The sequence below is a fragment of the Bacillus sp. IT-79MI2 genome (assembly GCF_949768135.1).
Taxonomy (GTDB): Bacteria; Bacillota; Bacilli; order Bacillales; family Bacillaceae_G; genus Bacillus_A; species Bacillus_A pseudomycoides.
Genome location: NZ_CATKPV010000073.1, coordinates 88,859 through 115,640 on the forward strand (window position 1 = coordinate 88,859; position 26,782 = coordinate 115,640).

At 34.8% G+C, this 26,782-nt stretch carries 18 protein-coding genes, 3 pseudogenes and 4 other annotated features; of the genes and pseudogenes, 6 read left to right on the plus strand and 15 right to left on the minus strand.

All coding sequences use genetic code 11. From position 1 onward, the window contains the following. Window positions 1-19 precede the first annotated feature (19 nt). Entirely contained in the window at window positions 20-721 is a 702-nt protein-coding gene (locus tag ACM6HU_RS18850; protein WP_016131365.1) for a DUF4097 family beta strand repeat-containing protein, read from the plus strand. A 105-nt stretch (window positions 722-826) separates the two neighbouring features. Here ACM6HU_RS18850 and ACM6HU_RS18855 read toward each other — a convergent pair whose 3' ends face one another. Both ACM6HU_RS18855 and aspS read right to left on the minus strand, forming a co-directional pair. Further along, on the minus strand, window positions 827-2,167 hold the full coding sequence (locus tag ACM6HU_RS18855) for a sodium-dependent transporter (RefSeq protein WP_016131364.1): 1,341 nt from the start codon (window positions 2,165-2,167) through the stop codon (window positions 827-829). Between the two features lie 117 nt (window positions 2,168-2,284). After that, window positions 2,285-2,534, minus strand: a binding site (T-box leader). 474 nt (window positions 2,535-3,008) lie between these two features. Then, window positions 3,009-4,307, minus strand: a complete 1,299-nt coding sequence (aspS, locus tag ACM6HU_RS18860; protein WP_016131363.1) for an aspartate--tRNA(Asn) ligase — start codon at window positions 4,305-4,307, stop codon at window positions 3,009-3,011. A gap of 105 nt (window positions 4,308-4,412) precedes the next feature. Continuing rightward, window positions 4,413-4,624: a binding site (T-box leader), on the minus strand. A 270-nt stretch (window positions 4,625-4,894) separates the two neighbouring features. Here aspS and ACM6HU_RS18865 point away from each other — a divergent pair. Further along, a complete protein-coding gene (locus ACM6HU_RS18865) occupies window positions 4,895-5,374 on the plus strand; it encodes a hypothetical protein (protein ID WP_016114678.1) in 480 nt (159 codons plus the stop codon). A 317-nt stretch (window positions 5,375-5,691) separates the two neighbouring features. After that, entirely contained in the window at window positions 5,692-7,185 is a 1,494-nt protein-coding gene (locus ACM6HU_RS18870) for an NAD(P)/FAD-dependent oxidoreductase (RefSeq protein WP_016114677.1), read from the plus strand. A gap of 120 nt (window positions 7,186-7,305) precedes the next feature. On the opposite strand, the gene ACM6HU_RS18875 is transcribed toward ACM6HU_RS18870, so the two are convergent. After that, window positions 7,306-8,817, minus strand: coding sequence for a M36 family metallopeptidase (locus ACM6HU_RS18875; protein WP_016114676.1), 1,512 nt, complete (start codon window positions 8,815-8,817; stop codon window positions 7,306-7,308). Between the two features lie 389 nt (window positions 8,818-9,206). Between ACM6HU_RS18875 and ACM6HU_RS18880 the strand changes: the two genes are divergently transcribed. Then, window positions 9,207-9,812, plus strand: a complete 606-nt coding sequence (locus ACM6HU_RS18880) for a TetR/AcrR family transcriptional regulator (protein ID WP_016114675.1) — start codon at window positions 9,207-9,209, stop codon at window positions 9,810-9,812. Continuing rightward, window positions 9,788-10,318, plus strand: a pseudogene (locus tag ACM6HU_RS18885) (DUF418 domain-containing protein); the annotation flags it as partial. The gene ACM6HU_RS18880 and the pseudogene ACM6HU_RS18885, both read left to right, overlap by 25 nt. A gap of 22 nt (window positions 10,319-10,340) precedes the next feature. Here ACM6HU_RS18885 and ACM6HU_RS18890 read toward each other — a convergent pair. The 4 genes and pseudogenes from ACM6HU_RS18890 to ACM6HU_RS18905 form a co-directional block, all read right to left on the minus strand. Further along, a pseudogene (locus ACM6HU_RS18890) lies at window positions 10,341-10,589 on the minus strand (sensor histidine kinase); the annotation flags it as partial. Window positions 10,590-10,766: 177 nt separating this feature from the next. Further along, window positions 10,767-10,997: a hypothetical protein gene (locus ACM6HU_RS18895; RefSeq protein WP_016114674.1), complete on the minus strand. Its 231-nt coding sequence runs from the start codon at window positions 10,995-10,997 to the stop codon at window positions 10,767-10,769. A 493-nt stretch (window positions 10,998-11,490) separates the two neighbouring features. Further along, window positions 11,491-14,592 carry an isoleucine--tRNA ligase gene (gene ileS / locus ACM6HU_RS18900; RefSeq protein ID WP_414848394.1) on the minus strand — a complete coding sequence of 1,034 codons (3,102 nt, stop codon included), beginning with the start codon at window positions 14,590-14,592 and terminating at the stop codon, window positions 11,491-11,493. 54 nt (window positions 14,593-14,646) lie between these two features. Then, window positions 14,647-14,886 (minus strand) — a binding site (T-box leader). A 123-nt stretch (window positions 14,887-15,009) separates the two neighbouring features. Beyond that, window positions 15,010-17,709, minus strand: a pseudogene (locus ACM6HU_RS18905) (tetratricopeptide repeat protein); the annotation flags it as partial. A 150-nt stretch (window positions 17,710-17,859) separates the two neighbouring features. Here ACM6HU_RS18905 and ACM6HU_RS18910 point away from each other — a divergent pair. Beyond that, window positions 17,860-18,777 (plus strand): MFS transporter, encoded by a 918-nt coding sequence (locus tag ACM6HU_RS18910; protein ID WP_255255001.1) that lies wholly within the window; start codon window positions 17,860-17,862, stop codon window positions 18,775-18,777. Window positions 18,778-18,870: 93 nt separating this feature from the next. On the opposite strand, the gene ACM6HU_RS18915 is transcribed toward ACM6HU_RS18910, so the two are convergent. The 8 genes from ACM6HU_RS18915 to ACM6HU_RS18950 form a co-directional block, all read right to left on the minus strand. Continuing rightward, entirely contained in the window at window positions 18,871-19,731 is an 861-nt protein-coding gene (locus tag ACM6HU_RS18915) for an MBL fold metallo-hydrolase (protein ID WP_088093893.1), read from the minus strand. Window positions 19,732-19,981: 250 nt separating this feature from the next. Then, on the minus strand, window positions 19,982-20,809 hold the full coding sequence (locus ACM6HU_RS18920; protein WP_016114668.1) for a DegV family protein: 828 nt from the start codon (window positions 20,807-20,809) through the stop codon (window positions 19,982-19,984). Window positions 20,810-21,089: 280 nt separating this feature from the next. Then, window positions 21,090-21,971 (minus strand): methyltransferase domain-containing protein, encoded by an 882-nt coding sequence (locus tag ACM6HU_RS18925; protein ID WP_016114667.1) that lies wholly within the window; start codon window positions 21,969-21,971, stop codon window positions 21,090-21,092. A gap of 175 nt (window positions 21,972-22,146) precedes the next feature. Next, window positions 22,147-22,776, minus strand: coding sequence for a Type 1 glutamine amidotransferase-like domain-containing protein (locus ACM6HU_RS18930; RefSeq protein WP_016114666.1), 630 nt, complete (start codon window positions 22,774-22,776; stop codon window positions 22,147-22,149). Between the two features lie 287 nt (window positions 22,777-23,063). After that, window positions 23,064-24,752, minus strand: a complete 1,689-nt coding sequence (argS, locus tag ACM6HU_RS18935) for an arginine--tRNA ligase (protein ID WP_016114665.1) — start codon at window positions 24,750-24,752, stop codon at window positions 23,064-23,066. 45 nt (window positions 24,753-24,797) lie between these two features. After that, window positions 24,798-25,012 (minus strand) — a binding site (T-box leader). 40 nt (window positions 25,013-25,052) lie between these two features. Then, window positions 25,053-25,829: a class I SAM-dependent methyltransferase gene (locus ACM6HU_RS18940; protein WP_016114664.1), complete on the minus strand. Its 777-nt coding sequence runs from the start codon at window positions 25,827-25,829 to the stop codon at window positions 25,053-25,055. A 48-nt stretch (window positions 25,830-25,877) separates the two neighbouring features. Beyond that, on the minus strand, window positions 25,878-26,312 hold the full coding sequence (locus ACM6HU_RS18945; protein WP_016114663.1) for a BrxA/BrxB family bacilliredoxin: 435 nt from the start codon (window positions 26,310-26,312) through the stop codon (window positions 25,878-25,880). 83 nt (window positions 26,313-26,395) lie between these two features. After that, the gene (locus tag ACM6HU_RS18950; RefSeq protein WP_016114662.1) at window positions 26,396-26,779 is read right to left on the minus strand and encodes a thiol-disulfide oxidoreductase DCC family protein; all 384 of its coding nucleotides are present in this window, start codon (window positions 26,777-26,779) and stop codon (window positions 26,396-26,398) included. Between the last annotated feature and the right edge of the window lie 3 nt (window positions 26,780-26,782).

Genomic DNA, 26,782 nt, shown 5'->3' on the forward strand with positions numbered 1-26,782 from the left:
AAGACTGGAGGAAAATACATTGAAAAAAAGATGGATTAAATTCTGTATATTAATAACTCTTATACTTACTGGTTGTTCAAATTCCGAAGGTGAAACAATGGAACAACAACTAGAGCTACCCACTACTGATGTTAAAACTTTAAAACTAGATAACCGTAACGGTAATATCCATATTTCAACAAACCTTAAATCAGATAAAATAGAAGCTTCTATTACTGCAAAGGCTAAAGGTATCAGCATGGATAAATTAAAACTAGATCTTTCAGCCAAAAATGGAATTGCAACTTTAAACACTTCTTTTGATGGACAATTTTTTAGCAATAGCGAAACTTGGGTTGATGTCAAACTATCATTACCTAAAAACATAAAAGTTGAATTTAAAAAAACTCATAGAGACGGCGATATCAGAGTCTCTAACCTCGATTCAGATATAAATATACTTAATGTCAACGGTAATATTGACATTTCCAACGTTAATGGAACTGTCAGTGTAACAAATAGAGATGGAAATGTAGATATTGTGCATACAAAGTCTGACATTAATCTTGATAATAACAACGGCAAAGTCGCTATTAAAGATATAAAAGGATCTATAAGAGCCAAAATTGGTGATGGTTCAGCCGATATCAATAATATCGAAAAGAATGTTACCATCTTAGGTGCAAAAAGCGATAAAATAAAAGTACATAATGTTACAGGGAAAATAACTTTTAATAAATAAAATTGATTTACTTATACAGGATAAAAACCAACCGCATTTTTTAATAATTCGGTTGGTTTTTTCTTAAATACGTTAGATAATTTCTAAATATTCAATCATCTATATTTAAATAATCCCAATCACATTCAAAAAGACAATGACAATTGCGATCGGCGCAACATATCGAAGCAAGAATGCCCAGCAAGTGAATAATGCTTTCCCGTAATTACCGCCAACAAAAAATTCTGCTTCTAATACCTTTTTCTCCATTTTAAATGAGACGAAAATACTAATAAACAAAGCTCCAAGTGGCATTAAAATATTACTAGATAAAAAGTCTACCGCATCAAAAATATTTTTACCGAAGATTGTAATATCATTCCATACACCAAATGAAAGTGCAGATGGGATACCAACTAAGAAAATTAAAAATCCAATGATCCATGACAATTTCTTTCTTCTTTCTTGCTGTCCATTCGCTAGTGCTGAAACAACCGTTTCAAGTAGTGAAAACGCAGATGTTAATGTTGCAAATGTGAATAGTGCAAGAAATACTGTTAAGAAAAAGCTACCAAATGGAATTTGACTAAAAACTGAAGGTAACACAATAAATAGTAACCCTGGTCCTTCTGTCGGTTTCATTCCTAGTGAAAATACTGCTGGGAAAATAGCTAGACCAGCGAATAAAGAAACAAATAAGTTTAGTCCAACAATTGTTACCGCTGAACGTGGCAAACTTTCTTTTTTATTTAAATAAGAACTATACGTGACCATGATGGATATCCCAATGCTAATAGCAAAGAATGATTGCCCCATTGCAAACAAAATACTTTCTGATGTGATTTTTGAGAAATCCGGCTGTAAGAAGAATTTGACTCCTTTCATCGCATCATCAAGTGTTAAAGAGCGTACAATAAGAGCAACAAATAAAATGAACAATGCTGGTAACATATATTTACTCGCTTTTTCGATTCCGTTTTGTACCCCTTTTGATACAACCCAAATCGTAATAAACATAAAAGCAAAATGGCCAACAATTGCCCAAACTGGATCCCCAATTGTTTCTGTAAATAGTGAACTATAATTTTGCTGCGGTATAATCAGTTGCCCAGTTATCCCTCTGAATAAATAGATTAATACCCAACCACCAACAACACTATAAAATGATAACAAAATAAAACAGGTTCCAACGCCAAGACGTCCAATCCAATGCCAGCCTGTATTTGGTGCGATACTTTTAAATGCTCCAATTGCTTGCTTTTGTGTACTGCGCCCTATCATAAATTCAGCTATCAATAACGGAAGACCTATTAATACCGTAAACAATATAAAGATTAAAAAGAATGCTCCTCCCCCGCTCTTTCCAGCAATATAAGGAAACTTCCATATTGCCCCAAGTCCAATTGCCGATCCTGCTGCAGCCATTATAAAACCTAATTTCGAAGTCCACTGCTCCGTCTGTTTCATCCTATTTTCCTCCTAATTACATCTTTTTATATTAATAAATAAATATTATTGACCAATCCAAATAAAACCTCCATTTCTTCCTATATATAATAAAAAATGGCCCAGCATCTCTTTATATAAAGAGACGCTAAGCCATTTACTTAACGCGGTACCACCCTTATTGATTCCATTATGAATCCACCTTAGCAGTAATCGTTTGATTACAAACCTGTTATCGAAGGTTAACCGTTAAGATTTACTAAGAATTAGACTTCTGTTCCACCTTACTGCTCCTAGGCGAGTTCAGGATGTCATTTGACTATGTCACACCAACCCATAGCTCTCTTTACAAACACATGACCTTACTACTCCTATTCAACGCACTCTAATATTCTGAATATAATTTCTTTTGAAATTACTACGAATTATATCGGTTATATTTATGACTGTCAAGTAAGTTATTTATTTTTTTGTCGAAAAAGAGGTTTTTTAAAAAAATATGTTTCTTTATCATTCGATCTATTTTCATTATCATTGGCATTATTTCTATTTGTGGCTTACCAAAATTATTTTTAGGAGTATCTCAAAAACCATTAACTATACAAGGAATGGAGCCCCCGCCATTATTACAATTTAATATGAGTCAATACGTAGACTCAATACTAAACGTCATCTCTTCTTTATTTAATCCCACTAAAATAACTTACAAAGTTAGTTCTAACTTTCAATCACCTGACCTTGACTTATTTCCATATTTACTTGATTCTTATCTACATACATTACCAATTATGATCGGCGCTTTCCTAGTCGCCTCTATCACTAAAAAAGAATCTTCGCAACAAGCGCGAAGATTCTTTTCACTTTATGGTATGAGACGCGTACAATCTCTTGGAAATGCACCTGCTTCCCGAACATTCGATAATTCTAGAAACTTATATACAAGTCTTTCAAGTCCAATTCCAAATCCCCCATGCGGCGGACAACCATACCGGAATGTATCGATATATGACTGGAATTTTTCATAATGTAATCTTTTTTCTTTAAAAGAAGTAAGTAACATATCGTACTCATGAATTCGCTGCGCACCTGATGTAATCTCTAATCCTTTATACAATAAGTCAAAAGAGTCCGTAACAGCTTGATTTTCTTTATTCGGCATCGTATACATCGGCCTTGCTTCTTTCGGATAATGTGTGATAAAGACAAAATCACTACCGTATGTTTCCTTCACATATTTTCCAAGTAACTTTTCACCTTCTGTATCTAAATCCCCTACCGGTGATCCTTTTCGATACTTTGTTTTCAAAATACGCTGCGCCTCTGCCAGTGTAACCTTTGGAATTTCCGTAATGATAGGAACCGTAACTTGCAATAGCTGTAATTCTTTTTCACACTTTTGTTCTACCTTTTCAAACATATAATGTAGAACATCCTTTTCTAATTCCATCACTTCATAAAAATCTTCAATAAAACCGATTTCTACATCGAGTGATATATATTCATTCAAATGACGGGAAGAGTTATGATGTTCAGCACGATAAACAGGGGCAATTTCAAAAACACGTTCCAATCCACCTGCGACCATCATTTGTTTATAAAACTGTGGAGATTGAGCTAAATACGCTTCTTTTTGGAAATATGGAAGCTTAAAAACATTTGCTCCCCCTTCTGCTCCTTGCGAAACAATTTCCGGTGTAAATACACGTGTGAAATCGTTCTCTATTAAAAAATCACTAAATGCCTGTACGAGCGTAGATTGAATCGTAAAAATGGCTTGTATCCGTTCATGCCGAAGCGATATGACGCGCTCATTTAACATTTGATCTAAACCAACTTGTAACTTTCTTTTATTCACTTCAAAAGGAAGTGGCTCAGAAGTATTTAACACTTTTACTTCTTCTACAAGCAGTTCCACACCTAATTCTGTTTTTGTGGTTTCCACAATTTCACCAATAATTTGAACAACACTTTCTACGTCTACTTTATATCCCGCTAATTCTTTTTCTAACACGCATTGAATAACACCTGTTCGGTCACGTAATAATAAAAAACTGATATTCCCCAAATGACGAATTTTTTTCACCCAACCTTGTAGTAAGACCACCTTTTTACTAGCTGTTTTACATTCACAAACGAGTGACCGCTTCATTGTTTGGTCCATTATTTTTCCCTCCCATGTTCTCATATTTATTTGCATGATTGTTGTCATCATCATCATCCACGGCCACTCACCTCCTTTCAAAGAATACAAAAATCCGCCCCTATAAATAGGGACGGATTTTTCCGCGGTACCACCCAAATTGTCATACTGACCATCTTAAACCTGATAACGGTAGGTACCGTTTGCTTTTACTAATCTTCACGTTCAAAGCAACGCTCACAGGTGTCTTTCCATCATGCGGTATCGCAATCTTTTCAGCAGTCGATTGCTCTCTGTAGACCCTAACATGATGTACTTTTCCTATTCATCACTTTTTATATTTACAGAGTATTCTATTCCTTTAAGAGAGAAAATGCAAGATGTTTTTTCTTTATTTTCTGATTTCAATCTCAAGTCCATTCTGAAACAATTTCTTCTAATGTCATTCCTCGCGAACCTTTCACTAAAACAACATCAGTTTAGTTTGCCAATTCTTCAAGTTCTTTTGCATCATGACTTCCCCTCCCACTCAGAAAGAAACTATTTCATTACATAGCAATTTGTTTTCCTAGGCATATTATTAGTAAATTTCTTCTGGAGGTCTATACATGAGAAAAATTATAAGTTTCTTACTCTTACTATTATGCACGATAATGACAAATCAAGCATACGCTTATTCCCCACAATCATTACCCATCTCACAGAATTCAAAACAATGGAAAGTCAATATTGACGAAGTAAAGAAAACAGACAAAAACATGTTACCACCTAAAAAAGGTGTTTTTCACACGTATCACTTCTCAGTACAAAATATCGGAAAAGATGAAGTATATAACGTCCAAGTAGAAGTATTCCGAAATGAATCAAACACGGAAACAAAATATGAACTATTTTCTTTAAAAGAAGCTCGATTAGCAAGTGGGAAAACAGGGTTTGAACATGCGAATTTTCCTGTTTCCGTAAAAACAAGTGAAGTAGATGTCATGATTACATGGCAAGAACATCCTTTCCGTGCAATGCGAAATGGTCAAAAAGTTGAGGGAAGAAAGTTTAAAGAACATTTTGTTTTTAAGGGATCTCAAAAATAAAATTCTTCTACTAGATTAGAAAAGATTCCTTGCAATAATCATATCTGTATCTTCAAACTCATAAAACAAATATATTAAATGTAAAATTGCGTTGTTCTTTCTAAAAAATATTAGGAAAGAATGACGCTTTTTTGTATCATTCTTTTTTCCTTTAAAACTCTAACTACCTTTCAACTTCTCAGCATGGCTCCATCAAATGACCTTAATGCATAGTATTCGATTTAGCATGCAGGAAAAATCAAAGTCAATCACTAATAACCAGTATGTAATGAAAAAATACTGATTAAAATTCATCTTATAAGTGGAGGTTTACGATTATGACTCATACCAATTATGCACTAACAACAGGAAAAACAGAGCTAGTGGTTATCATTGGGGGCGGTATTGGAGGATTACTAACTGCAAGAGTACTTTCTACCTACTATAAAGAAGTGCTTATAGTCGATAAAGATGCTTTTCCAGAAAGACCTAACAATCGCTCTGGCACTCCACAAGCCTTCCATCCACATCGTTTTACCCAGCGTGGTAAGTTAATTACAGAACGACTCTTTCCAGGCTATGAAAATGATTTAGTAGCACAAGGTGCACCCTCAGTACTAAACAAAACCATCCATAACATGAATCAATACGGTACGATAGAAATGCAATATCCACGGAATGATGTCAAATTCAGTAGAGCTTTGCTTGAATGGACACTTCGTAAACAAGTACAAAAAATTTCTAATATTAGTTTTCTCACAAATCATAACGTAATTGGTTTATTAATGACGATTGATCAAACAACTGTTACAGGCGTCCAAGTCTCAGAACGCGGAAAATCTGAACAAGTACGAACACTAAATGCTGATTTGATAGTTGATGTTAGTGGTCGTTCCTCTAAACTCGTAAATTGGCTTCAAGATCAGGGTTATGATGTGCCAGATTCAGATCGCTTGAAAGTCTCCCTTGGATATAGTACTCGCCGCTATAAGGTTCCCTCCCACCTACTACATCTCACAGAAAAATGGGACACAATCAATATTGCAGGGCAGCCCACTAACGGAACTTTTACAGGCGTCTTTTCCTTTATTGAAAATAATATTGCCGAGGTATTACTCTATAGTCCAGGTGGACATTATCCTCCTACAAATTCTGAAGAGTTTGAACAGGCTATTTCCCAGCTCCCAAGTCCGATAATTGGCGAAATTTTGCACGAATTTGAACCGATATCCTCTCCCCGGAGTTATCGTGTCCCAGAACTGTTTCGTCATCACTTTGAACAAATGAATCGATGGCCCTCGGGATTGTTAGTTTTGGGAGACGCATTCTGTATTTACGATCCAATTTTCGGTCAAGGAATGACCGTTGCTGCAATTGAAGTAGAAGTACTCGAGTCCTGCTTGCAAGAACAACAAAATAATCCTACTCCTTTTTTTGAACAAAGAGTTCTCAAAAAAATGCAGGATGTAATCGAACCAGCTTGGTGGCTCAATTGCGCTACCGATTTGCAGTGGAAAGGTATAGAATATGTGAGTTCACAACAATTAAAAGGGATTTCTTTTGGCCAAAAATATATGGATTTATTTCTTAAATATGCCACAACCGAACGTGATTTCAAATTATACGGAATGTATTGGGCAGTAAACTCATTAGCAATCTCACCACATACTATATTTGATCCACAACTAGTAAAGACCATTCTCACTTCATCTAATGAAGGGCAGCACTTCCTCGATGAACTTTTACTAACCTATAATCAATCATTAGAAGAAGTATTAAATCAAATTGTACCTAATTTCTCTCAAACAGCCTTTGCGTCAGTAAATCAATAAACCTGTAAAGCTCCTAAATTAATAGAAAGTTAAATTTACATTTTTGATAGTAGGTACAAATAAAAAATGAAAACCCGACATATCATCAATTATGTCGGGTTTTCATTCTTATTCATATTCTTAATTTGTACTGATTCCTCTTGCCGCCCAAATCCGATCAATTTCCGCTGCATGTTGCCCACCATATAGAAGAGCATCTGCTTGTTTAATCGCTTTTGCCCCATCACGGAATTTAGCATTTGGCGTTAATGACCAGTGCGATTGTAAAATGATTTTTGTGGCTACATCACGGCCAAAGGATTGTGCCATTTCATACTCTCCTTGGGACCAAATTTCTCCGTCTGCATGTACTTCATTTTGCACATCTCTTGGGTACACCTTATTATTATCTAATCGACGCAAACATGTTGGGTTTGAACTTGAATAAGAAGTCGCATCCCATTCTCCTACACATGCTTTTCCATATCCTGTAGTTGATGTAGCATCTTCATAAGTTGCACCTAAGAAATCTCCAAATCCTTCTCCCATCGCCCCACCTTCTGGAGAACTACCAAAACCCGGAACTTGATTATCTTGAATCGAATGCCCATATTCATGTGCGATGATTCCCGCATCCTCAGCATCATCTACTCCACCAGTTCCGAATGTTAAATCTTTCGTTGACGGAGAGTAGAAAGAATTATCATCTCTCGTTCCGTTCACATTTACTTTAATAGAACGATTGTTAATGTTCTTAAATCCTATTTGTTGAATGTAACGTTGTAAAGTATCAATATGATAATATGCCATTACATCTTCAAAACTATCATTTGAACGTGTGTAATTAAATTGAAGAGTTGAAGATTTTGTTTTTGCCTTTGAAGAAATTGTGACATAATCTCCAACTAAAAAGCCCGTTCCATTTAAACCTTTTAAAGTAACTGTTTTTAATTGATTATTTAATGCCGCTGAATCTGCATCATTATTATCCTTTAACCCTGTTACACTGCCGCTTGTTACGACAGGATTAGGCAAGAATACTTTGCCTGTTCCCTCCGCTTTACGGTTTATATCTACCTTTTTTAGTAGCTTTCCATTTTCAGCGTCAATGAATGTTTCCCATGCACCAAATGGTTGATTAGAGTGAACTACAACTCGGTATACAGGAATGGCAACTCCCTCTTCAATCATATAGCCAAATTCTTTCATCGTTGGAGCCCATAAATTTTGTTCACTTTCTCCACCAACATATGCCTTTGATTTTTGCTCTGCATCTTTTTCACTAATTTTTTGCTTTATTTCTTTCACATTTTGAACAGGTTGATAATCAGAAACGGCAAGCATTCCTTGTCCAGTTCCATTTAGTGTAACGGTTACCTGTCTTGAAAATACGGGGGAACCATTTACTACTTGTTGAAATCTAACATATGATGCTACCTGTGTATCAGTAGTTGAAATATACTGTAGGTCTGATAGATCTGGCTTTAATGAATATTGCGCGGCATTCGCTTTTAAATATTCGACTGCTTTTCCTTGAGGAGAATACCGGTCTATCTTTACTTGTTTCTCTTCTACCGCTGAAGCAGTAGTAGATATTGTGCCTAACACTAATGGTATTGCTGTAGCGATTGCCACTACTCTTTTTTTGAACATTAGAACCACTCTCCACTCTCTTAATAAATTTTGAATGTACGAGTAATTCTATAAGGCTTATTATATTACCTTTCTCTTTTTTAAATTAATAGATAACGTAATATTTTCTCAATATTTGTGTATCAAAATGATAAATACTTTCGAAAGATATAACTCACTATTAGTAGAAGGTTATAATATTTAATTATTAATCATACGTAATCCAACGGTCTTTTACGGGTAGTTGATCCCACGCCTAACTTCTTTGCTTTTGCTGAATTTTGAGGTGAGGATCTTACTGCTCGTTAAGCGGGATTAAAAAACGGGCTATTTTTTACCTAACGATAGGTTGAAAAACATTTTAATGAATGCTATTCTGAATATAATCTTACATGTTAGGAGGCTCAATTATGAGTAAAAGTGAGGAAACCCTTTCTGCAATAATCGAGGCAAGTTATCGTTTATTTGCGGAGTATGGAATCGCTAAGACCACATACACAATGATTGCCGAGGAAGTCGGAATCGCAAAACCATCTATTTATTATTACTTTAAATCTAAAGATGCATTAATTGAAGGTTTATTTGATGAACTATGTCAAGCAGTTCCATTTTCAACCTTCTTTAAGACTGATGAATTTACAAAGAGCAATTTCATTGAAAAATGTATTGAAATTGGTGTAAACATAATCGATGAACAAGATAAAGATCCTTATTTTAACCGTGTCCTACAAGAATACTTGTTACTTGCATCTAGAAATAACAATTACAATGAACGGCTCCTTTCCATACAAAGAGAATATTTAAAGGGATTTGAAGCACTTCTTACTAAAGCAAATTCATTGCAGCTTATTGAGGATGATAATCTGACAGCCAAAGCTCATATGCTTGCATTGGTACTTGATAATATAGGGAATTTCATGATGTTTGATACGAATATGGACTATAAACAAATATGGGTTGAAGCTGTGCACAGCATATTTAAAGGACGTGTTTCCCATGGTTCTCGTTCTTCTTAGTTGGTATGTTGATTGGACGAATGGATCTTCATGATCATAAAATTAGAAAAAAACTATTAATATTCAGTCTAACCATTACATTAACTGCTGAATTCTTATCAAAAGCATTGACTTACTTTTTTATCCCCCATATCGGAAAAGAAGCTTCTACCTTTTTATTTAATACAGGACCTATTTTACCAAACATTTTATACATCTTATCTGCCACCGGATCTTCTTTAATAATCTTGATCCTTTGCTTATTTATTATTGAAAGGCATGAAACAAATTGGTTTATTGGGACCATCGTTAAAACCGGACAATTAACTTTAACTCATTATGTAAGTCACGTCATTTTAGGCATCGGAACATTGATCCTTTTAAACAGACTTGAAAATCAATCTTTATCTTTCGTATTAATATTCGCTATCTGTTTCTTCATTTTTAGTATATTATTTAGTGGTTTATGGAGAAATAAATTTTCTAGAGGACCTATAGAGTGGGTTATGAGAAAGATCACTGGATAAGTTATTAATTTATCACCCTTTTTCCACATATAAGGAAATGACGAATAACATTATGTAATAAATTACTGATAACACGTACTATTTTTCACATGGCATAATCCAAAGTTGAGGTAATGTATCGGAGACTTGCACTTTTAATTCGATACGTTTGTTCGCTAATAAGACCGAATGAGCTTCTAATACCTCTTAACAGAAATCTGTCCACATGTGTTAAACTTGGATGAAAATCTCCTTGTCCACTTTCTAACTTTGAATGATCAAATAAATCGTTATATTTCTTTTAAATAATAATAGTTAATTCATGCTTGATTTGAATAAGCATCTCAATAGTAATGAGATGCTTTTTTTTGTCTGAGGAAATCATCAGTTTCTTTATTCATAACATTCCTAAAATCGTTTCTGTATGATTGACTGACAGATGTTCCATGATGTTAAGTCACGATATTAATTAATATTGTTTAACGTCATTTGCTCGATTACAATGCATCTTTTTCTTCTCAGCTTCTTCTATATTCCATTCATCTCCCCAAAAAAGTGTAACTGTATCTTCAGCTTGCAAATTTTGATAAGCGTCTACTCTCTCTGTAACCCCATTATCAATTATATTTAACTCATCATTTAAGTTAATTATTGAAGGTTCAAATTCCTTTTCTGAATCATTTCGCTTATTAGTAGTCATACAACATCTCTCCTGTATAATGAAATGCTTACCATACACAACGATAGTATTTCTATTTTATGTAAGCTTATACCTTTACGAACACTTGATTACGTATCTGTATGAATTATTTAAGGGCTTCTATAATTCCTCCATATACTTTTGTTTCGGTGAACATCATTCTATACTCCATATCTATTCTCCCTTTCTACTCAAATGAAGTTTTGATTTAGTATGTTTCATTTATACCCCTCGGTTCTGATTAAAATAGCCTTTTTGTTTAAATTTATACACAGTTTATATACAATTCAGACACATTTAACATGATGAGTTTCTGAAAATTGGTGGTAATATTAACTTGTTGAAAACGACATGTTTCGACAAATACAAATAGCCCTCTTTACCCCTGAATCCCTGCTCGACATTCCGCAGGGATTCTTGTAGTTTTTTACGATCCATTCTCAAGTTACTTTTGTAAAAAATCCGAACTTTCCATCTATATCCTATTTTTTATTTAGCTAGCTGGACTCAGTTTAATACGAACCTTTTTCTCACCTAACGAAATTTCATCATCTTCTTGTGACAATGCTTTAAACGTAAATTGTTTTACTAATAAATTTTCTTCTAATAAATCTTTATGCTTTGTTAGAGTGTTTTGTAATTCATCCTCTGTATCCAAAATAACATCTACTCGTAAATTAACTGGTAAATTCAATTGTTTTCGATACTCTTGAACAGCTCGAATAAATTCTCGCGCCACTCCTTCTTGTAATAGTTCATCTGTCACATTCGTATCTAACATTACCGTATATTGTCCATTTGTAGTATTAGAAAACCCTACTTTGGGTACTTGTTCTACTAATACATCTTCAAGCGTTACAACAACTTCTTCCCCAGATACAAGCTTACACAATGCTTTTTCAGTCGAAACAAAGTTTTGTACTTCTTCTTGCGATAATTGTTTTAGCCATTGATTTACAGCGTTAACGTTCTTCCCGAACTTCGGTCCTGCAGTCTTAAAATCGAGCTTTAATTGGTACGATGTATACTGTGTTTCATCTAATTCTACATGAAATGCTTTTACATTCAGTTCATCCATAACAATATCACGATAGGATTCCCAGTCCACTTTCTGCTCATGGTGCTCAAGTAATACAAGCTCTGCTAATGGTTGCTTCACTTTTAATCCATGCTGATTTCGGTTGCTACGTCCCAGCTCAACAACTTGTAAAACGGCATTCATTTCTTGCTCTAACTTGGTTTGAATAAGCTTTTCATCCGCTGTTGGATAATCTGTTAAATGAACACTATTTCCTTCTAAGTTAAGATGAATATCTTCCGCGACAAATGGAGTAAACGGAGCAAGTAATTTACTAAGCGTAACAAGCACTTCATGAAGCGTTTCATATGCAGCTGCCTTTTCAGGATTCATGCCAGACTCCCAAAAACGATTGCGCGAACGTCTTACATACCAGTTACTAACCTCATCTACAAGAACCGCAATTTCACGCGCTGCATTTGTAAATTGATACTCGTCTAATGCATTTCTTACTTGTTTCACTGTACTATGAAGACGTGATAATACCCACTCATCTAATTTCGTCCGCTTGACCTCATACTTTTCTTTTGGGTTGTATTTATCTAAGTTTGTATATAAAACATAGAAGCTATATACATTCACAAGTGTATCTACAAGTTTTGACTTCGCCTCTTGCACAGTTCTTTCAGAAAAACGCTTTGCATTCCAAGGTGCACTATCAACAAGAAGTGCCCATCTTAATGCATCTGCACCAAATTTCTCGACTAATTCTACTGGATCTAATGCATTCCCTTTACTTTTAGACATTTTCTGTCCTTGTTCATCTAACACATGCCCAAGAGATAATACACGTTTGTATGGTACTTTTCCGGTATATAAAGCCGCTACTGCTAATAAACTATAAAACCAACCACGCGTTTGATCGACACCTTCAGCGATTACATCAGCTGGAAATTGTTCCTCAAAAAGCTCTTTATTTTCAAACGGATAATGATACTGTGCAAATGGCATCGAACCGCTATCAAACCAAACATCGATTACTTCTGGCGTACGAGTCATCGAACTACCGCATTTTTCACAGCATACCTTCACTTCATCTACATACGGTTTATGCAGTTCCAAATTTTCTGCTGTATGCCCTACGCTATGTTTTCTCAATTCATCGATGCTCTTCGGTGCAAATTGATGATCACAGTTTTTGCATTCCCATACGTTTAACGGTGTTCCCCAGTATCGTTTTCGGCTAATATTCCAGTCCACCATATTCTCTAAAAACTTTCCAAATCGCCCATGTTTCATATGATCTGGATACCATGTGACTGTATTATTATTCTTTAAGAAAGTCTCTTTGATCTCAGTTGTCCGAATGAGCCAGCTTTCTCCAGCATAATACAAGAGTGGTGAATCACAGCGCCAGCAATGCGGATAACTATGTTCATATTTTTCTTTAGAGTATAGCAAGCCTTCCTGCGCTAAATAACGAACAATATCAACATCACATTCTTTCACAAACTTCCCTTGTAAAAATGGAACAGCTTCCGTATACTTACCTTGTTCATCCACAACATGAAGGAATGATAATCCTTGATTCTGTACAACTTTATAATCATCTTCTCCATACGCTGGCGCGATATGAACAAGCCCCGTACCACTATCTCCCGTAACAAAGTCTGCCGAAATAACACGATAGCCATTCGTAACTTCATTCATAGGAAATGGTGCTGCATATGAAGTACCTACTAATTCTTCTCCTTTATGGATAGACAATACTTGATAATCTTCTTTTAATACATTGCTTGCTCGCTCTTTTGCAACAACATAAACGGCCCCGTCTTTCTCTGCTTTCACATATTCCATATTCGGATGTACAGCAAGTGCTACATTGGCTGGAAGAGTCCATGGCGTTGTTGTCCATCCAAGAAAGTATTCATTTTGACTATTCAATACTTTAAACTTTACCGTTGCACTTAAATCTTTTACTGTTTTATATCCTTGCGCTACTTCATGTGAACTAAGTGATGTTTGACAACTTGGACAGTATAGTGAAACTCGGTGTCCTTTATATAGCAGCCCTTTTTCATGAATCGTTCCAAGAATATGCCATACACTTTCGATATAAGGATTCTCCAACGTTACGTACGGGTCATCCATATCGACCCAATATCCGATGCTCTCAGTAAATTCACGCCACTGCTTCTCATACGTAAATACACTTTCCTTACATTTTTGAATAAATGGTTCAATTCCGTATTCTTCAATCTCATGTTTACCAGAGATACCAAGCTGTTTTTCAACTCCTAATTCTACGGGTAATCCGTGTGTATCCCAGCCAGCTTTTCGAAGTACTTTATATCCAGTCATTGTTTTATATCTCGCTACTAAATCTTTAATCGTCCGTCCGAGCGCATGCCCCACGTGCGGCAGTCCATTTGCAGTTGGTGGCCCCTCATAAAAAACGAAAGATTGTGCGCCTTCACGATTTCGAATGGATTGTTCAAAGATATTCTGCTTATTCCACTGCTTGCGAATTCGTGTTTCTCTCCCTACAGCTGATTCTTTTACATTTACCTTCTCCATTTACAATCACTCCTTTGAAAATTTGTAAAAGCACACAAAAAACCCGTCCCTATAAATAGGGACGGGTTTACCCGCGTTACCACCCTAATTCTATTAGCATCTTAACTAATAGCACTTAGCAACGTACTAACATACGCGTTCTTTGTAACGGTAGACATCCGTCCGAGCTTACTTTATTCAGCCACGGCTCCTCGGAGATGATTTTCAAATAAAGTCTGTACACCGGCTTTCAGCATGGCACCGGCTCTCTGGGGAACAGTACAATATTTTACTCTTTCTCGTCTTCAGATTTGTATACTTTTATTAACAGTTATTTTATTCCATGAAACAGATAATTGTCAAACAATTAGAAAATATATTTTTATTTTCGGCCCGTTTTTCGAATTTTATACATCGCAAAAGTTTGCTATTGCTTTATTGCTTGATTGCTTGATCGTATTGTCCAAGAGATTCATATAAAATACCAGCATAACAGCCATACTCGGTAATATCCGCTCTTTCTTTTTCTAGTTTTCTTAAAAATGCTATCCCGCGTTGTATAAATAGTGTTCCTTCAATTCTATTTACATACTCTTCTAAAATATTTGCTATATTATTTTTCAAGCAGCGAATACCATCTTCCAACTTCGACAACGCTATCTTTAATTGTTCTTCATTAGCCCCTAATTCAATTTCAGCATCCCATAATACCATCCCTGCATTCATTAGAAACTCATCATTTTGTTCAAATTTCTTTTCCATACTGAAAATATAATGCTTTGCATCATTATACTGTCCTTTTGCCATATAAATTTGAACTAAACCAAAATGAGAATAAACGTCCCTATTATTCTCTTCTAAAGCACGTTTATATATTTTTTCAGCTTCTTCAAATTCATCATGTTGAAAATGCAAATCCCCTAATCGAGTATATAATGATGATGATTCTTCACAATTTTCGATGCCCTGCGATAAAATTTCTTCTGCACTCTTCTTATCTTCTAGATCTGATTCATATATTTCCGAGAGTTTCACATATGAATATGGTACCGTTTTGTCTAATTGAATTGCGATGCGAAGTCCTTTGATTGCTAAATGCAATTTCTCCATTTGATGCGCACATTTGGCTCTTTCATACCATATATGTGCTTCATACTTATATTCTTTCAATAAATCATTAAACACCTCATACGCTTCCTCATAACGCCCTAAATCCATTAAAATCAAACCATGATTTACAAGAACAAACCTGTCAGGATGACGTTGCAATGCAATTTTTGACATTTTTAATCCCTGTTCAGACTGATCTATATACATATATGATAATGCTAGAAAACTCCATGCGATTGGCTGATCGGCATCTAATTGTAGCGATGAATGGAAACTAGAAATTGCTTCTTTATACTCTTCTTCCTCTAAACAATAACGCCCATGTATAAAATGATACAATGATTGATGATTCTTTTTCTTGACACTTCGCAAGATATCACTAGCCCGCTCCATATCTTGAATACGGATAAAGCATTGTGCACTATGCAACTTAACAAAGTCTGAACCTGGATATCTTTCTATTAACCTTTCCGCACAAAAAAGAATAAATTCCTGATTTACTTCAACATCCATATGTTTGATTGTGTATAACCACGTGTAAGGATTTTCACTTGTCTCTTGCAAAAATGATACGAGTTTTTCAATCCCTTTTTTATCCTGTTCTTCTAAATGATCTGTCAGAGAGAATAGCTTTCGGAAGTATACATCTTCCTCTTCTACTAAAAATGACAATTGTTCCTTTTTCTCCTTAGGAACAAATACGATAGATAAACCATCGGTGTAGCGATATCTTTCCTGTAACTTCTCATATTCAACAAAAAGCGGTTCCAAGAAATTAGGATCTTGAACAAAAAAAGATTGTAACTGATCATCATATCCAGAAAGAACTTGAACATGGGATGCATGTTCAAGTTCTATACTTAATAAAACCGGAATATTTTGATCGAGTAATGATTTATAGTTCTTTTCGTTCCCCTTGAAATAACGACAAACATAGCCCAATTCTTCTAAATAAGTAACCGTATCTGAAAATTTCGATCCTGTTACATCAAATATATGATTTGCGACTTCATCTTGTGTACGACTTTCTCCCCATAAGCGAAGCATCATTTCCAAGCTCGCTGGAACACAATAATTATCTTTTTGTACGATTGGTACTAATGGTAATCTTACTTTTTTCCCATTCGGGTATTTTTCTATATTATGATATAGTGACTCCTTTAAACATACTTCCGTTTTTAATAGAGCAAGTAACTCCTCGTTCTTATTCATTTTATACAATGCTTCTGCACGTAAATATGTAAAATAGGCTTTATACGAATGGTACGGTAATATCTGATCGATTTTATCTATTACAGTTAACATTTCCTCATAACACTGTAAATCTAGTAAATGTTTCACCTTTTCGAAATAAAAATACGGTACTTGCGGAAACTGATCTATCGCATCATTAATCAATTGCAATGCTCGTTTCTGTTCACCTTTATATGCATATAGCTGTGATAATAAATAAACCGCTAGTTCTTCATTTTCCTTATGTTCCATCCCAGCTAAAAGTGAGTGCTCCGCTTCCTTCCATTCTCCTATTTGTATATAAAAATAGCCCCATTTACCAAAGACTGGACGTGTACTATAACTCTCAGCTTTTTTCATATATTGGAATGCTTCTTCATTTCGTTTCATTTCTAAAAGGCATCTTACTAATGTAAAGTAGGCTTTTGATAAAATATCAGAATCTATTTGTTCTGCCTTTATATCGTCCAAAGCATCTTTTAATAACTTTTCAGCATCAAGTACTTTTCGGTCATCAATTAGCTCATCACAATATAAAGAGAGCGTTCTCATATTTGGAAATTTTTTATATGAATAGCGAATTAGGAAGGCACTATATTGATGCATAAGCCCTTCATCTGTAAGACGGATTAGCGTATCAAATTCTTCATGCCCTGAAATCGAAGAAAGCCACGCCTTCACATAGGAGAACGTATTGGTTTCTTTTATATGTGCAATTTCGTTATTTACATCCTGTAATCCATCTACAAATCGTTTCTCCTTCAAACACATCTCTAATCGCCTAAATTCTAACATGTATTCACCTCAAGTAATTATTTTTAATTCTATCGGTAAGTAGTATTCTTATCTACTTGCTTAGATTCTACACAGCTTATATCATGTATTCAATAAAAATCTTATATAAATCTTGAAAATAGGCAATATTATTTAAATTATTGTTTAAAAATAAGAAAAGCGACTCTATTATTCGGACTTGCAAATAGTTTCTGGTTGCTCGTACTCGCAAGAATGCTACAAGGTATATCTGCAGCGGCAACATGGACAGCTGGATTAGCACTTCTAGCAGATGTGTTCCCTCTGCAAGAACGCGGAAAGGCCATGGGTCTCGCTTTATCGGGACAAGCAGCTGGGATGCTCCTTGGTCCAACAATCGGCGGGGCACTTTATCAATGGGGAGGGTATCATCTTCCCTTTATTATAGCTGCCAGTATTGCACTCATTGATGGTATATTACGAATAACATTACTTCATAATGAACCAACATCCAGCTCAAACCAACGAATTAGCTATCGATCTATCTTGAATATGCGTTCCCTATTTATTATGATCGGTATTATTATTCTAGGATCGGCCTTACCTAGCGCTTTAGAGCCAACTCTTCCTCTCTACTTACAAGACACCTTACACCTTAGCCCTGGGACAATCGGACTCCTATTTGCCGTTCCAACTCTCGCATATGGATTTACCGCACCAATCATTGGCACACTTTCAACTAAAATTGGCAGAAAACAAACGATGGCAGTAGGCATAGCTTTGGCTGCTTTATGTTTCCCATTTACAGTGATTGTTTCTCATACCGCCCTTGAAATATTTGTACTTGCTATCCTTGGAATTAGTTTTAGCCTTTTACTCGCACCTGCTTTACCAGAACTTACATATCTCGCAGACAAAAATGGAGTTCATGCATATGGAATACTTTTTACAATCTATAATACAGCCTACTCAATTGGTATGTTTTTCGGACCGATGCTTAGCGGAAGTTTATCCGATTTATTTGGATTAACAAATACTTTCTACATATTCAGTGTTCTTCTTTTATGTTATCTGTGCTTGTTTTTGTGGAAAATGAAAAAACAAAATTAGGTTATAGCCATGAAAAGATACAACACTTTAATAAACAAGTAAAGAAACAAAGCCCAGAAACAAAAATTCCTGGGCTTTTTAACATGCTTTCTATTAAAATCTTTCTATACAGTATCCATTAACAAAAAAATTGATAGTTTCAATTTCTTCAGCATTTAATTTTCTTTGCAGCCCCTTTGCAAGCTCTTTAATAATGGCTTTTTCATTCCCCTTATATTTTCCCGTCAGAAATGCTGTATCTTTTAAAAAATTAATTTTCAATTGGAATTCCTCTTTATAAACGGGCTTATCGTGATGAGATAAGAAAAAAATGTCTGCGTCATATTTTTCAAGCTGCTTAACTAGCTGCAAGGTATTTTTAATGGTATAACTCCATTTTTTTGAGTAGAGATTTGCGTACATGCAATCCCCTAGAAAAAGAACTTTTTCTTCAGGAATATAAATAACAGTACAATCATCAGCGTGATCGCCACCCACATGTTCAATTACAACAGTTACTTCTCCTAAATTAATAGACATTTGTTTATCAAATGTAATATCAGGTATTGGAAGAAACACCTCTCTCTGATGACCCAACTCTTTCTTTATTGCTTCCGCACAAAATGGAATTTCTATTCCTTCTTTAACGCGCTGATCCAAGTATTTATCTTCCCATGATAAATTCTGAAGCCTTTTAATTTTTTCGTGAGTTTTATAATGAGCAATCATTGGTATATCTATTGCGCTCATCCCGAATACATGATCCCAATCTGAGTGAGTGAGAACAAGAAAGTCGCCTTTAATATGTACTTCTTCTAATTGTTTAAGAAATAAATTAGCATGTTTAGGTGAGTTTCCAGCATCAATTAATAATGTCTTTTTTGCTCCTGTAACTGCTGCTAAAATTGGTCGATCCGTTTCTTGATACGGTGGTAAGTATAAAATCCGATTTGATATTCTTTCGATTTTTTGCAAGTTCCTATTCTCCTTTATATGGTGACATATGTTGCTCTAATTCTTTAGAAAATAATTGTAGCTTATCAGAATTTAATAGATTTATAAAAACACCATCTTTTCTGTATACTTCTATAAAAAGAATAGCGTGTTTTTCGTTATATGAATACAAATTCATCCTATACTTATTACTAAAACATTTCATCTCTTATTCTCTGAATTATTTCCATTTACATAAAACTAAAAACGAAAGCATCAAAAAAACCGTGAATTATTCACGGTTTTTTCCTTTCGAAAAGCTAATCGCAATTGTTCCAGCACCTGCATGAACAGCAAAAGATATAGGAAGTGGGTAAATTAAAAACTTCATTTCAGGAAATACTGCTCTGAAATCAGCAATCCATTCTTCTGCCCCTTCTTCATCATTCGCATGGAAAACATGGACTACTTTCGGTATTTCTTTTTCAAGTTCGCTTCGCATATATTCTTTACATTTTTGTATTTTACGAACTTTCTTCTCCAACACAAGTTCGCCATGTTTTACTTCTAGAATTAGGTTTACACTTAGTAGACTGCCTAGTATAAATTGTACACCTTTCACACGTCCACTTGCATATAGACCTTTCAAATCCTTTGGAAATACATAATAAGGACTACGTTCCACATGTTGTATTGTCTTTTGTATATCTTGTAAAGTCATACCCTTACGGTATAACGTTTGCGCTTTTGTTAAAATTTCATCCATTGGATAACTCGTTGTTTCACTATCTATTACAACTAGAGGAAATCCTGCCATTTCTGCTGCAAGTATCATATTTTGATAAGTGCCACTTACTTTTCCACTAATTGTGATTGCAAATCCCTCTTCATATTCTTCTTTACATTTAGAGAAGAGTGCAACCATATCTCCAAAATTAGGTTGTGACGTAGTTACAGTTATACCCTGTTTTAATGCATCGTAGACACGTTCACGAACACCTTCTTCACAGTCTTTGTAAGCCGTTCCATTAATAACAATTTCAATCGGTATAACAAAATTATCTGTACTTGTTGTAAAGTTTGCAGTTGTACTATCAGTAAACCAAGCAACACGCTTCATGTTGTTCCTCCCTTGTGCGTGTCCTTTTCTCTAACTTTTCCCACAATTCTATCTATTCGAGTTATAAAAAAGGACTATGCTTGTTATCATAACAAGACTATCTCTGTTTTTCCATAGGAGATGGGTGATTTAAGCAAGGTTTTCAAAATTAATTTCGAATCTATTTTCATTCGTACACGATTTTGACATATTTTCTTTTAGAAAATACTATCAAACTAAAAAAATAAGACTTCTAACATGTATACAGCGTTAGAAGTCCTAACTCATTTCTTTATTTACATTACTTGCTTTTCACTATGCCAAAAGTAATTTTCATACTTGGAGCATATACTAAAGAAGAATCTATAGTGAATTCTTTAGAGAGTTGTAATTCTGCTTCGTATTGCGCCATCGCTTCATTATATGCCAATCCTCGGTTTACTAAACGTTCAATGAATTCTTCTTTTTCAGCAGGAGTATTACCGATTCCCTCTTCCTTGAGTGATTGATACAATTGCTGTTTATCTCTTTGATCCTCATTAACATTAAGAAAATTAATCTTATCACTAACTCTACACTCAATATTTTCTACCCCTAGCTCACTTAGATATGTTGGTAATTTAATACCGATGTTTCCATCTTTACCATTTCGCTTTGCATCTTTTTCAAATAATTTTTGAAGAACACCAATCTGAACAATTTCTGATTGCTCTAGATTGTTAAGACTATACGAAGACATATTCGAAATCCAATGTGGTTCAAAGCATATGATATTACCTTCATCAACGACCGAGTCTATCATTTTTTGTAACATTGTCTTTGGATCGTTCATATGTATTAAAAAAGCATGACATACTGCTATATCATACTTACTTTCTAATTCAATTTCAGTAACATCTGCCTCAAGAAAGTCTGCTTCATATGGAAGAATTCGGAATAACTCTCTTGCTTTATTAATTAGTTTCTTCCCCTTATCAATTCCTGTATATCTAGACCCTATTGGTAACAGAGGTAATAGTTTCAGACCTAAATAACCATATCCACAACCATAGTCAACAATATGAACTGGTTTAGAGATTTTCCAAACTGAATTCACCAAAAAACTTAGATAATCATCGTTATAATATAGATCCCTTGTATTTCTCAAATACTCCAACTTATTATCCCAATCATACTCTTTCAATTGAGCTACCTCCTTCTGTTTATATTGAAAGTGCTGATTTCGTTCCCTTCTTTGAGCAAATGATAAAAATATTTTCTAGATATAAAAACATTTTTTCATGTCCATAAGTTCTTAATGTATCTAGAAATTTGTTCAGCTTATTTAGACAAAATGTATTTGATAAATTGAAACCAAATTAGATTTTTATAACATTTCCAATCAATTTAATATCTTCTCCATCAATAACTATCCCATCACCATCTTTACAAGCATAAATTGTCCTATTTTCCAGCTTAGAATAATCCTTTAATAATCCTAAATATTTTTCACTTTGCTCCTCACTCCAATGAGGCATAAAATCAAAATCTACAAAACCTAAAGAGCTTCTATCCTCTAGTCCTATACTATCCTGGTCTACAAATTGAGCTGTATCAATACTTTTAGTAGATATTATACTACCTGCACTAACACCAATTAAAACCCCACCATTTTCCACATAAGATTTTAATGAATGCAATAAATTTCTTTTTCTTAGGGAATTTAAAAAGCGAAATGTATTTCCACCTGAAAGATGTATTGCATCATAATTAAATATGTTATTAACCTTTCTTTCATCGTATTCTTTATCTAAATCAAAATATTCTACTTTACTAATTCCTAAATCTCTATAATATTTAACTACATTATTAAAATACTTTCCTGTTTCATCTGAAGATGATCGAAGATATGCTATTGAAGGATTTTCTTTATTTAATAACCTTAAAAGCTCATAATCCAATTTTCTATCTTCTTGTACTTGATCGCTATATAATATCATTTTTCTCATTAAAGTCCCCCTATTTTCCAGTTTGTAATTTCTTAATTTTCAGTTTCCTAAGCTTCTTTTTGACCTTTTTCACTTGTAAAGCTTAATACTAATTTTACAATATATCTCTATCTTTTTTAGATATATTGTAAATAATATAAAGTGAAGGTTAATAATCAGTGAAGGTTTCCTTCATTCCCTCCGATTATTAGCCTTCATCAATTTGGCTTTTACGGGTAGTTTATCTCCCACCTCTTATTTCTTCGGAGTTTTACTGTCCACAAATAGCACGATAAAATTGTACTCATTTACATCTCTTTCGGAGCACCCATTCCAAGTAAACGCAATCCTTCTTTTAACACAATCGTTACTGCATAAACAAGTGCAAGTCTACTTTCCTTTTCTTTATCCTCTTCTAAAATACGAACATTTCCATAATATTTATTAAATGCTTGTGCTACATCTAACAAATACTTCGCAATATGTGACGGTTCATTTTTAAAGAAGGCTGTTTCAACGACTTGTGGAAATCTATTTAATAATTTTATCGTACTCCAACTATGATCATCGTTTAATTGAAACGCTTCTGTTTCAAATTCAGCATTTTCTTTTCGTAAGATGGAGCAAGCGCGTGCATGTGTATATTGAACATATGGTCCTGTTTCCCCTTCGAACTTCAGCATTTTTTCTAAAGAGAATTCAATATTATGCATACGTTCATTTTTCAAATCATGGAAAATGACTGCCCCGACACCAACTTGCTTAGCAACTTCCTCTTTTTGCTTTAAGTCCGGATTTTTCTCTTCAATATTTTGCTCTGCAAGCGTAATCGCTTCTTCTAATACTTCCTCAAGTAATACTACTTCCCCCTTACGTGTGGACATTTTTTTACCATCTTTTAAAATGAGTCCAAATGGTACATGAGCCATACCATCTACCCAGTTATAACCAAGTTTCTTTAATACAGTGAAAAATTGTGTGAAGTGTAAGCTTTGTTCTGCTCCCACTACATACAGCGCTTTATCAAATTCATATGTGTTTTGACGATATAGTGCCGCTGTTAAATCGCGCGTTGCATAAAGTGTAGCTCCATCTGATTTTTTAATTAAACATGGCGGCATATCTTCTTTTTCTAAATTAACAACTTGCGCTCCATCCGATTCTTCTAATAACCCTTTTCCTTCTAAAATTTCAACAAAACCGTCCATTTTATCATTATAGAAAGCCTCTCCTTGGAAGTTTGTAAATTCAACACCAAGAAGTTCATAAATACGAGAGAATTCTTTTAAAGATTCATGACGGAACCAATTCCATAAAAAAACTGCTTCTTCATCACCGTCTTCTAATTTCTTAAACCATGCACGACCTTCTTCTTCTAGCTCTAGATGCTCTTTCACTTCTTCGTGGAAATGAACATATAATTTGAATAGTTCGCGAATCGGATCTTCTTTTACAAGCTCTTCATTTCCCCATTTTTTATATGCAGTAATTAATTTCCCAAACTGCGTTCCCCAATCACCAATATAATTGATTCCTACAACCTCATATCCACACTTTTCAGCAATATGTTTTAAAGAATTCCCAATCATCGTTGAACGTAAATGCCCCATGGAGAACGGTTTCGCGATATTTGGTGAAGAGTAATCGATTACCACTGTTTTTTCTCGCCCAAAATGCCCCTGTCCATATTCTTCTTTTTCAGCTAAAATCGTTTTTAATACTTCATCGCTTACTATGTCACGGTTGAAAAATACATTCACATACGGTCCAACTGCCTTCACTTTCGTAAAGAATGGATTATCTAATTTCTCCGTGATTTCCTTTGCGATAACTGCTGGTGCTTTTTTATATTGCTTTGCAAGCATAAAGCATGGAAAAGCTGCATCTCCAAATTCATCTTGCTTCGGAGTTTCAATTAAACCTGTAATTTGTTCCAATGATAATTCTGATTTTAATATTTCAAATAAACTTTTTGCTAATTGAATTTTATATTCCATGTTACTCCCTCCTTATTTTTTTAAACACAAAAAACCCGTCTCTAAAAAAGAGACGAGTTATCACCCGTGGTACCACCCTTGTTGTTCCGAAGAACCACTTTCCCGTTTATAACGAGGACAGGGGGCCCCAGCTTACTCTACTATTCATTTCAAGCAGCGTCTCCGAAGTGCGCTTCATCCTCTTCTCCGTACTAGGCTCTCACCATCCCTAGCTCGCTTTCCTTCTGAAGAAGGACTACTCTCTTCATCTACGACATCATATATAATTGATTATTGCTTATTATACATCTTTTCAAATAATTAGCAAGGTTCAATTACACCAAAATGGAATTTCGCACTTTTTCGCTTATATACTAAGAAGTTATGTCGCTCAAATCGTGTACTACGGAAATGATCTTTTAAGACAACACGTTTTCTAGCAACACGCTTTGCTTCTGCAATTGTTTCATCTGTGACATCATTATATAAAGCAAAGTGTTTTAAGCCACGAATCCCATCTGATTCAATTACCGTTTCTTCAAACATTGGATCCAGATAAACAACGTCATAACTGTTGTCTTCGCAGCGCTTTAAGAAATCAAAATGCTCGGTTTTCTTCACTCTAATTCTACGCATCGCTTCATCGATTTCTGAAATACCCGCACACCACTGCTTTAAACCTTTATTCATTATATAAACCATGTAACAATTTCCCTCAAGCCCCGTTATAGCTCCTTCTTCTCCAACAACATAGCTTGCAACAACACTATCTGATGCCATACCAAGCGTACAATCTAACACCGTCATTCCTTTTTCTAATTTTGCAGCTTGTACAAATGGATCATGTTCTCCCCGCATTAATCTTTTCACACGAAACATTGCAGAATTAGGATGAAAAAAGAACGATTCTTCTGTACCTTTTGGATAAATTGCTAATCGATTCTTTCCTACAACGAGTACATCTTGTTCAAACCGCTCATGTAGCTTGTATACCGATATATCATTCCGTACTACAAAAGAGCATTGTAATTCTTCCGCTACCTCTTTTGCATATGTTGTCATTTCCTTATTCGTTCGTCCTGCTGTTGTCACAATCATCTTTTCACCTCAATATATAAAGAAAAAAGGGAGAATCACTCCCCCTTTTTAGCAATGCTTTTCAAAAGCTTGTTCTAAGTTATTAATAATCTCTTCCATTGTTGCTCCTTCAATTTCATGACGATGAATGAAGTGAACAACTTCGTTTCCTTTTAGTAACGCCATAGATGGTGAAGATGGAGGAATATCTCCGAAGTACTCACGCATTGTAGCTGTTGCGTCTTTATCTTGTCCTGCAAATACAGTTACAAGATGGTCTGGTTGTTTTTCGGAACGTACAACCGCTTGACCAGCTGATGGACGCGCTAAACCAGCTGCACATCCGCAAACAGAGTTTACGACAACTAATGTTGTACCTTTCGCATTTTCCATATATTCTTTTACAGTTTCTTCTGTAGTTAATTCTTCAAATCCAGCACGCACTAACTCTTGACGCATTGGAATTACCATTTGACGCATATATTCTTCGTATGCATTTGACATCTTGTAATCTCTCCTTCAACTTTCATTCCAAATTCATCATATCACGCTCTTATAATAGGTGCAAAAGAAAGATAGCGTTACCATCATTTTTTTGATGGAATTTCACAAATCCCCCCGCGACAGTGACCAACTGGTACAAGTTTTCTTCTATTTGCAATATAATCATACACTTTATTTCCAAATCCAAGCAAAATAGATAACTTGATAAAAGGAACCACAAACCAGTATGACGGCACAGCTTTTGCTAAAACATATACGCTACCAATCCCGTCATACCATTTGTTATTTTTTAAAATGTAAAGCCTTTGTTCCATCTTCTCTTGTAACTCTGTAGAAAGTTGATACTCCTCTACAACATCTTTATCACGAAAAGAGGCAAACTTCATCGTATCTTTTTTATCAAGCTTCTTTGTACGCTCTGCGACTGCCGTGCACATCGGACACCTACTATCATAGAAAACGATCATATG

What these genes read in the sequence shown, in the direction of transcription:
- ACM6HU_RS18855 (WP_016131364.1), bottom strand. Translation starts at nt 2,167, where the DNA reads ATGAAACAGACGGAGCAGTGGACTTCGAAATTAGGTTTTATAATGGCT.
- aspS (WP_016131363.1), bottom strand. Translation starts at nt 4,307, where the DNA reads ATGGACCAAACAATGAAGCGGTCACTCGTTTGTGAATGTAAAACAGCT.
- ACM6HU_RS18865 (WP_016114678.1), top strand. Translation starts at nt 4,895, where the DNA reads ATGAGAAAAATTATAAGTTTCTTACTCTTACTATTATGCACGATAATG.
- ACM6HU_RS18870 (WP_016114677.1), top strand. Translation starts at nt 5,692, where the DNA reads ATGACTCATACCAATTATGCACTAACAACAGGAAAAACAGAGCTAGTG.
- ACM6HU_RS18875 (WP_016114676.1), bottom strand. Translation starts at nt 8,817, where the DNA reads ATGTTCAAAAAAAGAGTAGTGGCAATCGCTACAGCAATACCATTAGTG.
- ACM6HU_RS18880 (WP_016114675.1), top strand. Translation starts at nt 9,207, where the DNA reads ATGAGTAAAAGTGAGGAAACCCTTTCTGCAATAATCGAGGCAAGTTAT.
- ACM6HU_RS18895 (WP_016114674.1), bottom strand. Translation starts at nt 10,997, where the DNA reads ATGACTACTAATAAGCGAAATGATTCAGAAAAGGAATTTGAACCTTCA.
- ileS (WP_414848394.1), bottom strand. Translation starts at nt 14,592, where the DNA reads ATGGAGAAGGTAAATGTAAAAGAATCAGCTGTAGGGAGAGAAACACGA.
- ACM6HU_RS18920 (WP_016114668.1), bottom strand. Translation starts at nt 20,809, where the DNA reads ATGAAGCGTGTTGCTTGGTTTACTGATAGTACAACTGCAAACTTTACA.
- ACM6HU_RS18930 (WP_016114666.1), bottom strand. Translation starts at nt 22,776, where the DNA reads ATGAGAAAAATGATATTATATAGCGATCAAGTACAAGAAGATAGAAAA.
- argS (WP_016114665.1), bottom strand. Translation starts at nt 24,752, where the DNA reads ATGGAATATAAAATTCAATTAGCAAAAAGTTTATTTGAAATATTAAAA.
- ACM6HU_RS18940 (WP_016114664.1), bottom strand. Translation starts at nt 25,829, where the DNA reads ATGATTGTGACAACAGCAGGACGAACGAATAAGGAAATGACAACATAT.
- ACM6HU_RS18945 (WP_016114663.1), bottom strand. Translation starts at nt 26,312, where the DNA reads ATGTCAAATGCATACGAAGAATATATGCGTCAAATGGTAATTCCAATG.
- ACM6HU_RS18950 (WP_016114662.1), bottom strand. Translation starts at nt 26,779, where the DNA reads ATGATCGTTTTCTATGATAGTAGGTGTCCGATGTGCACGGCAGTCGCA.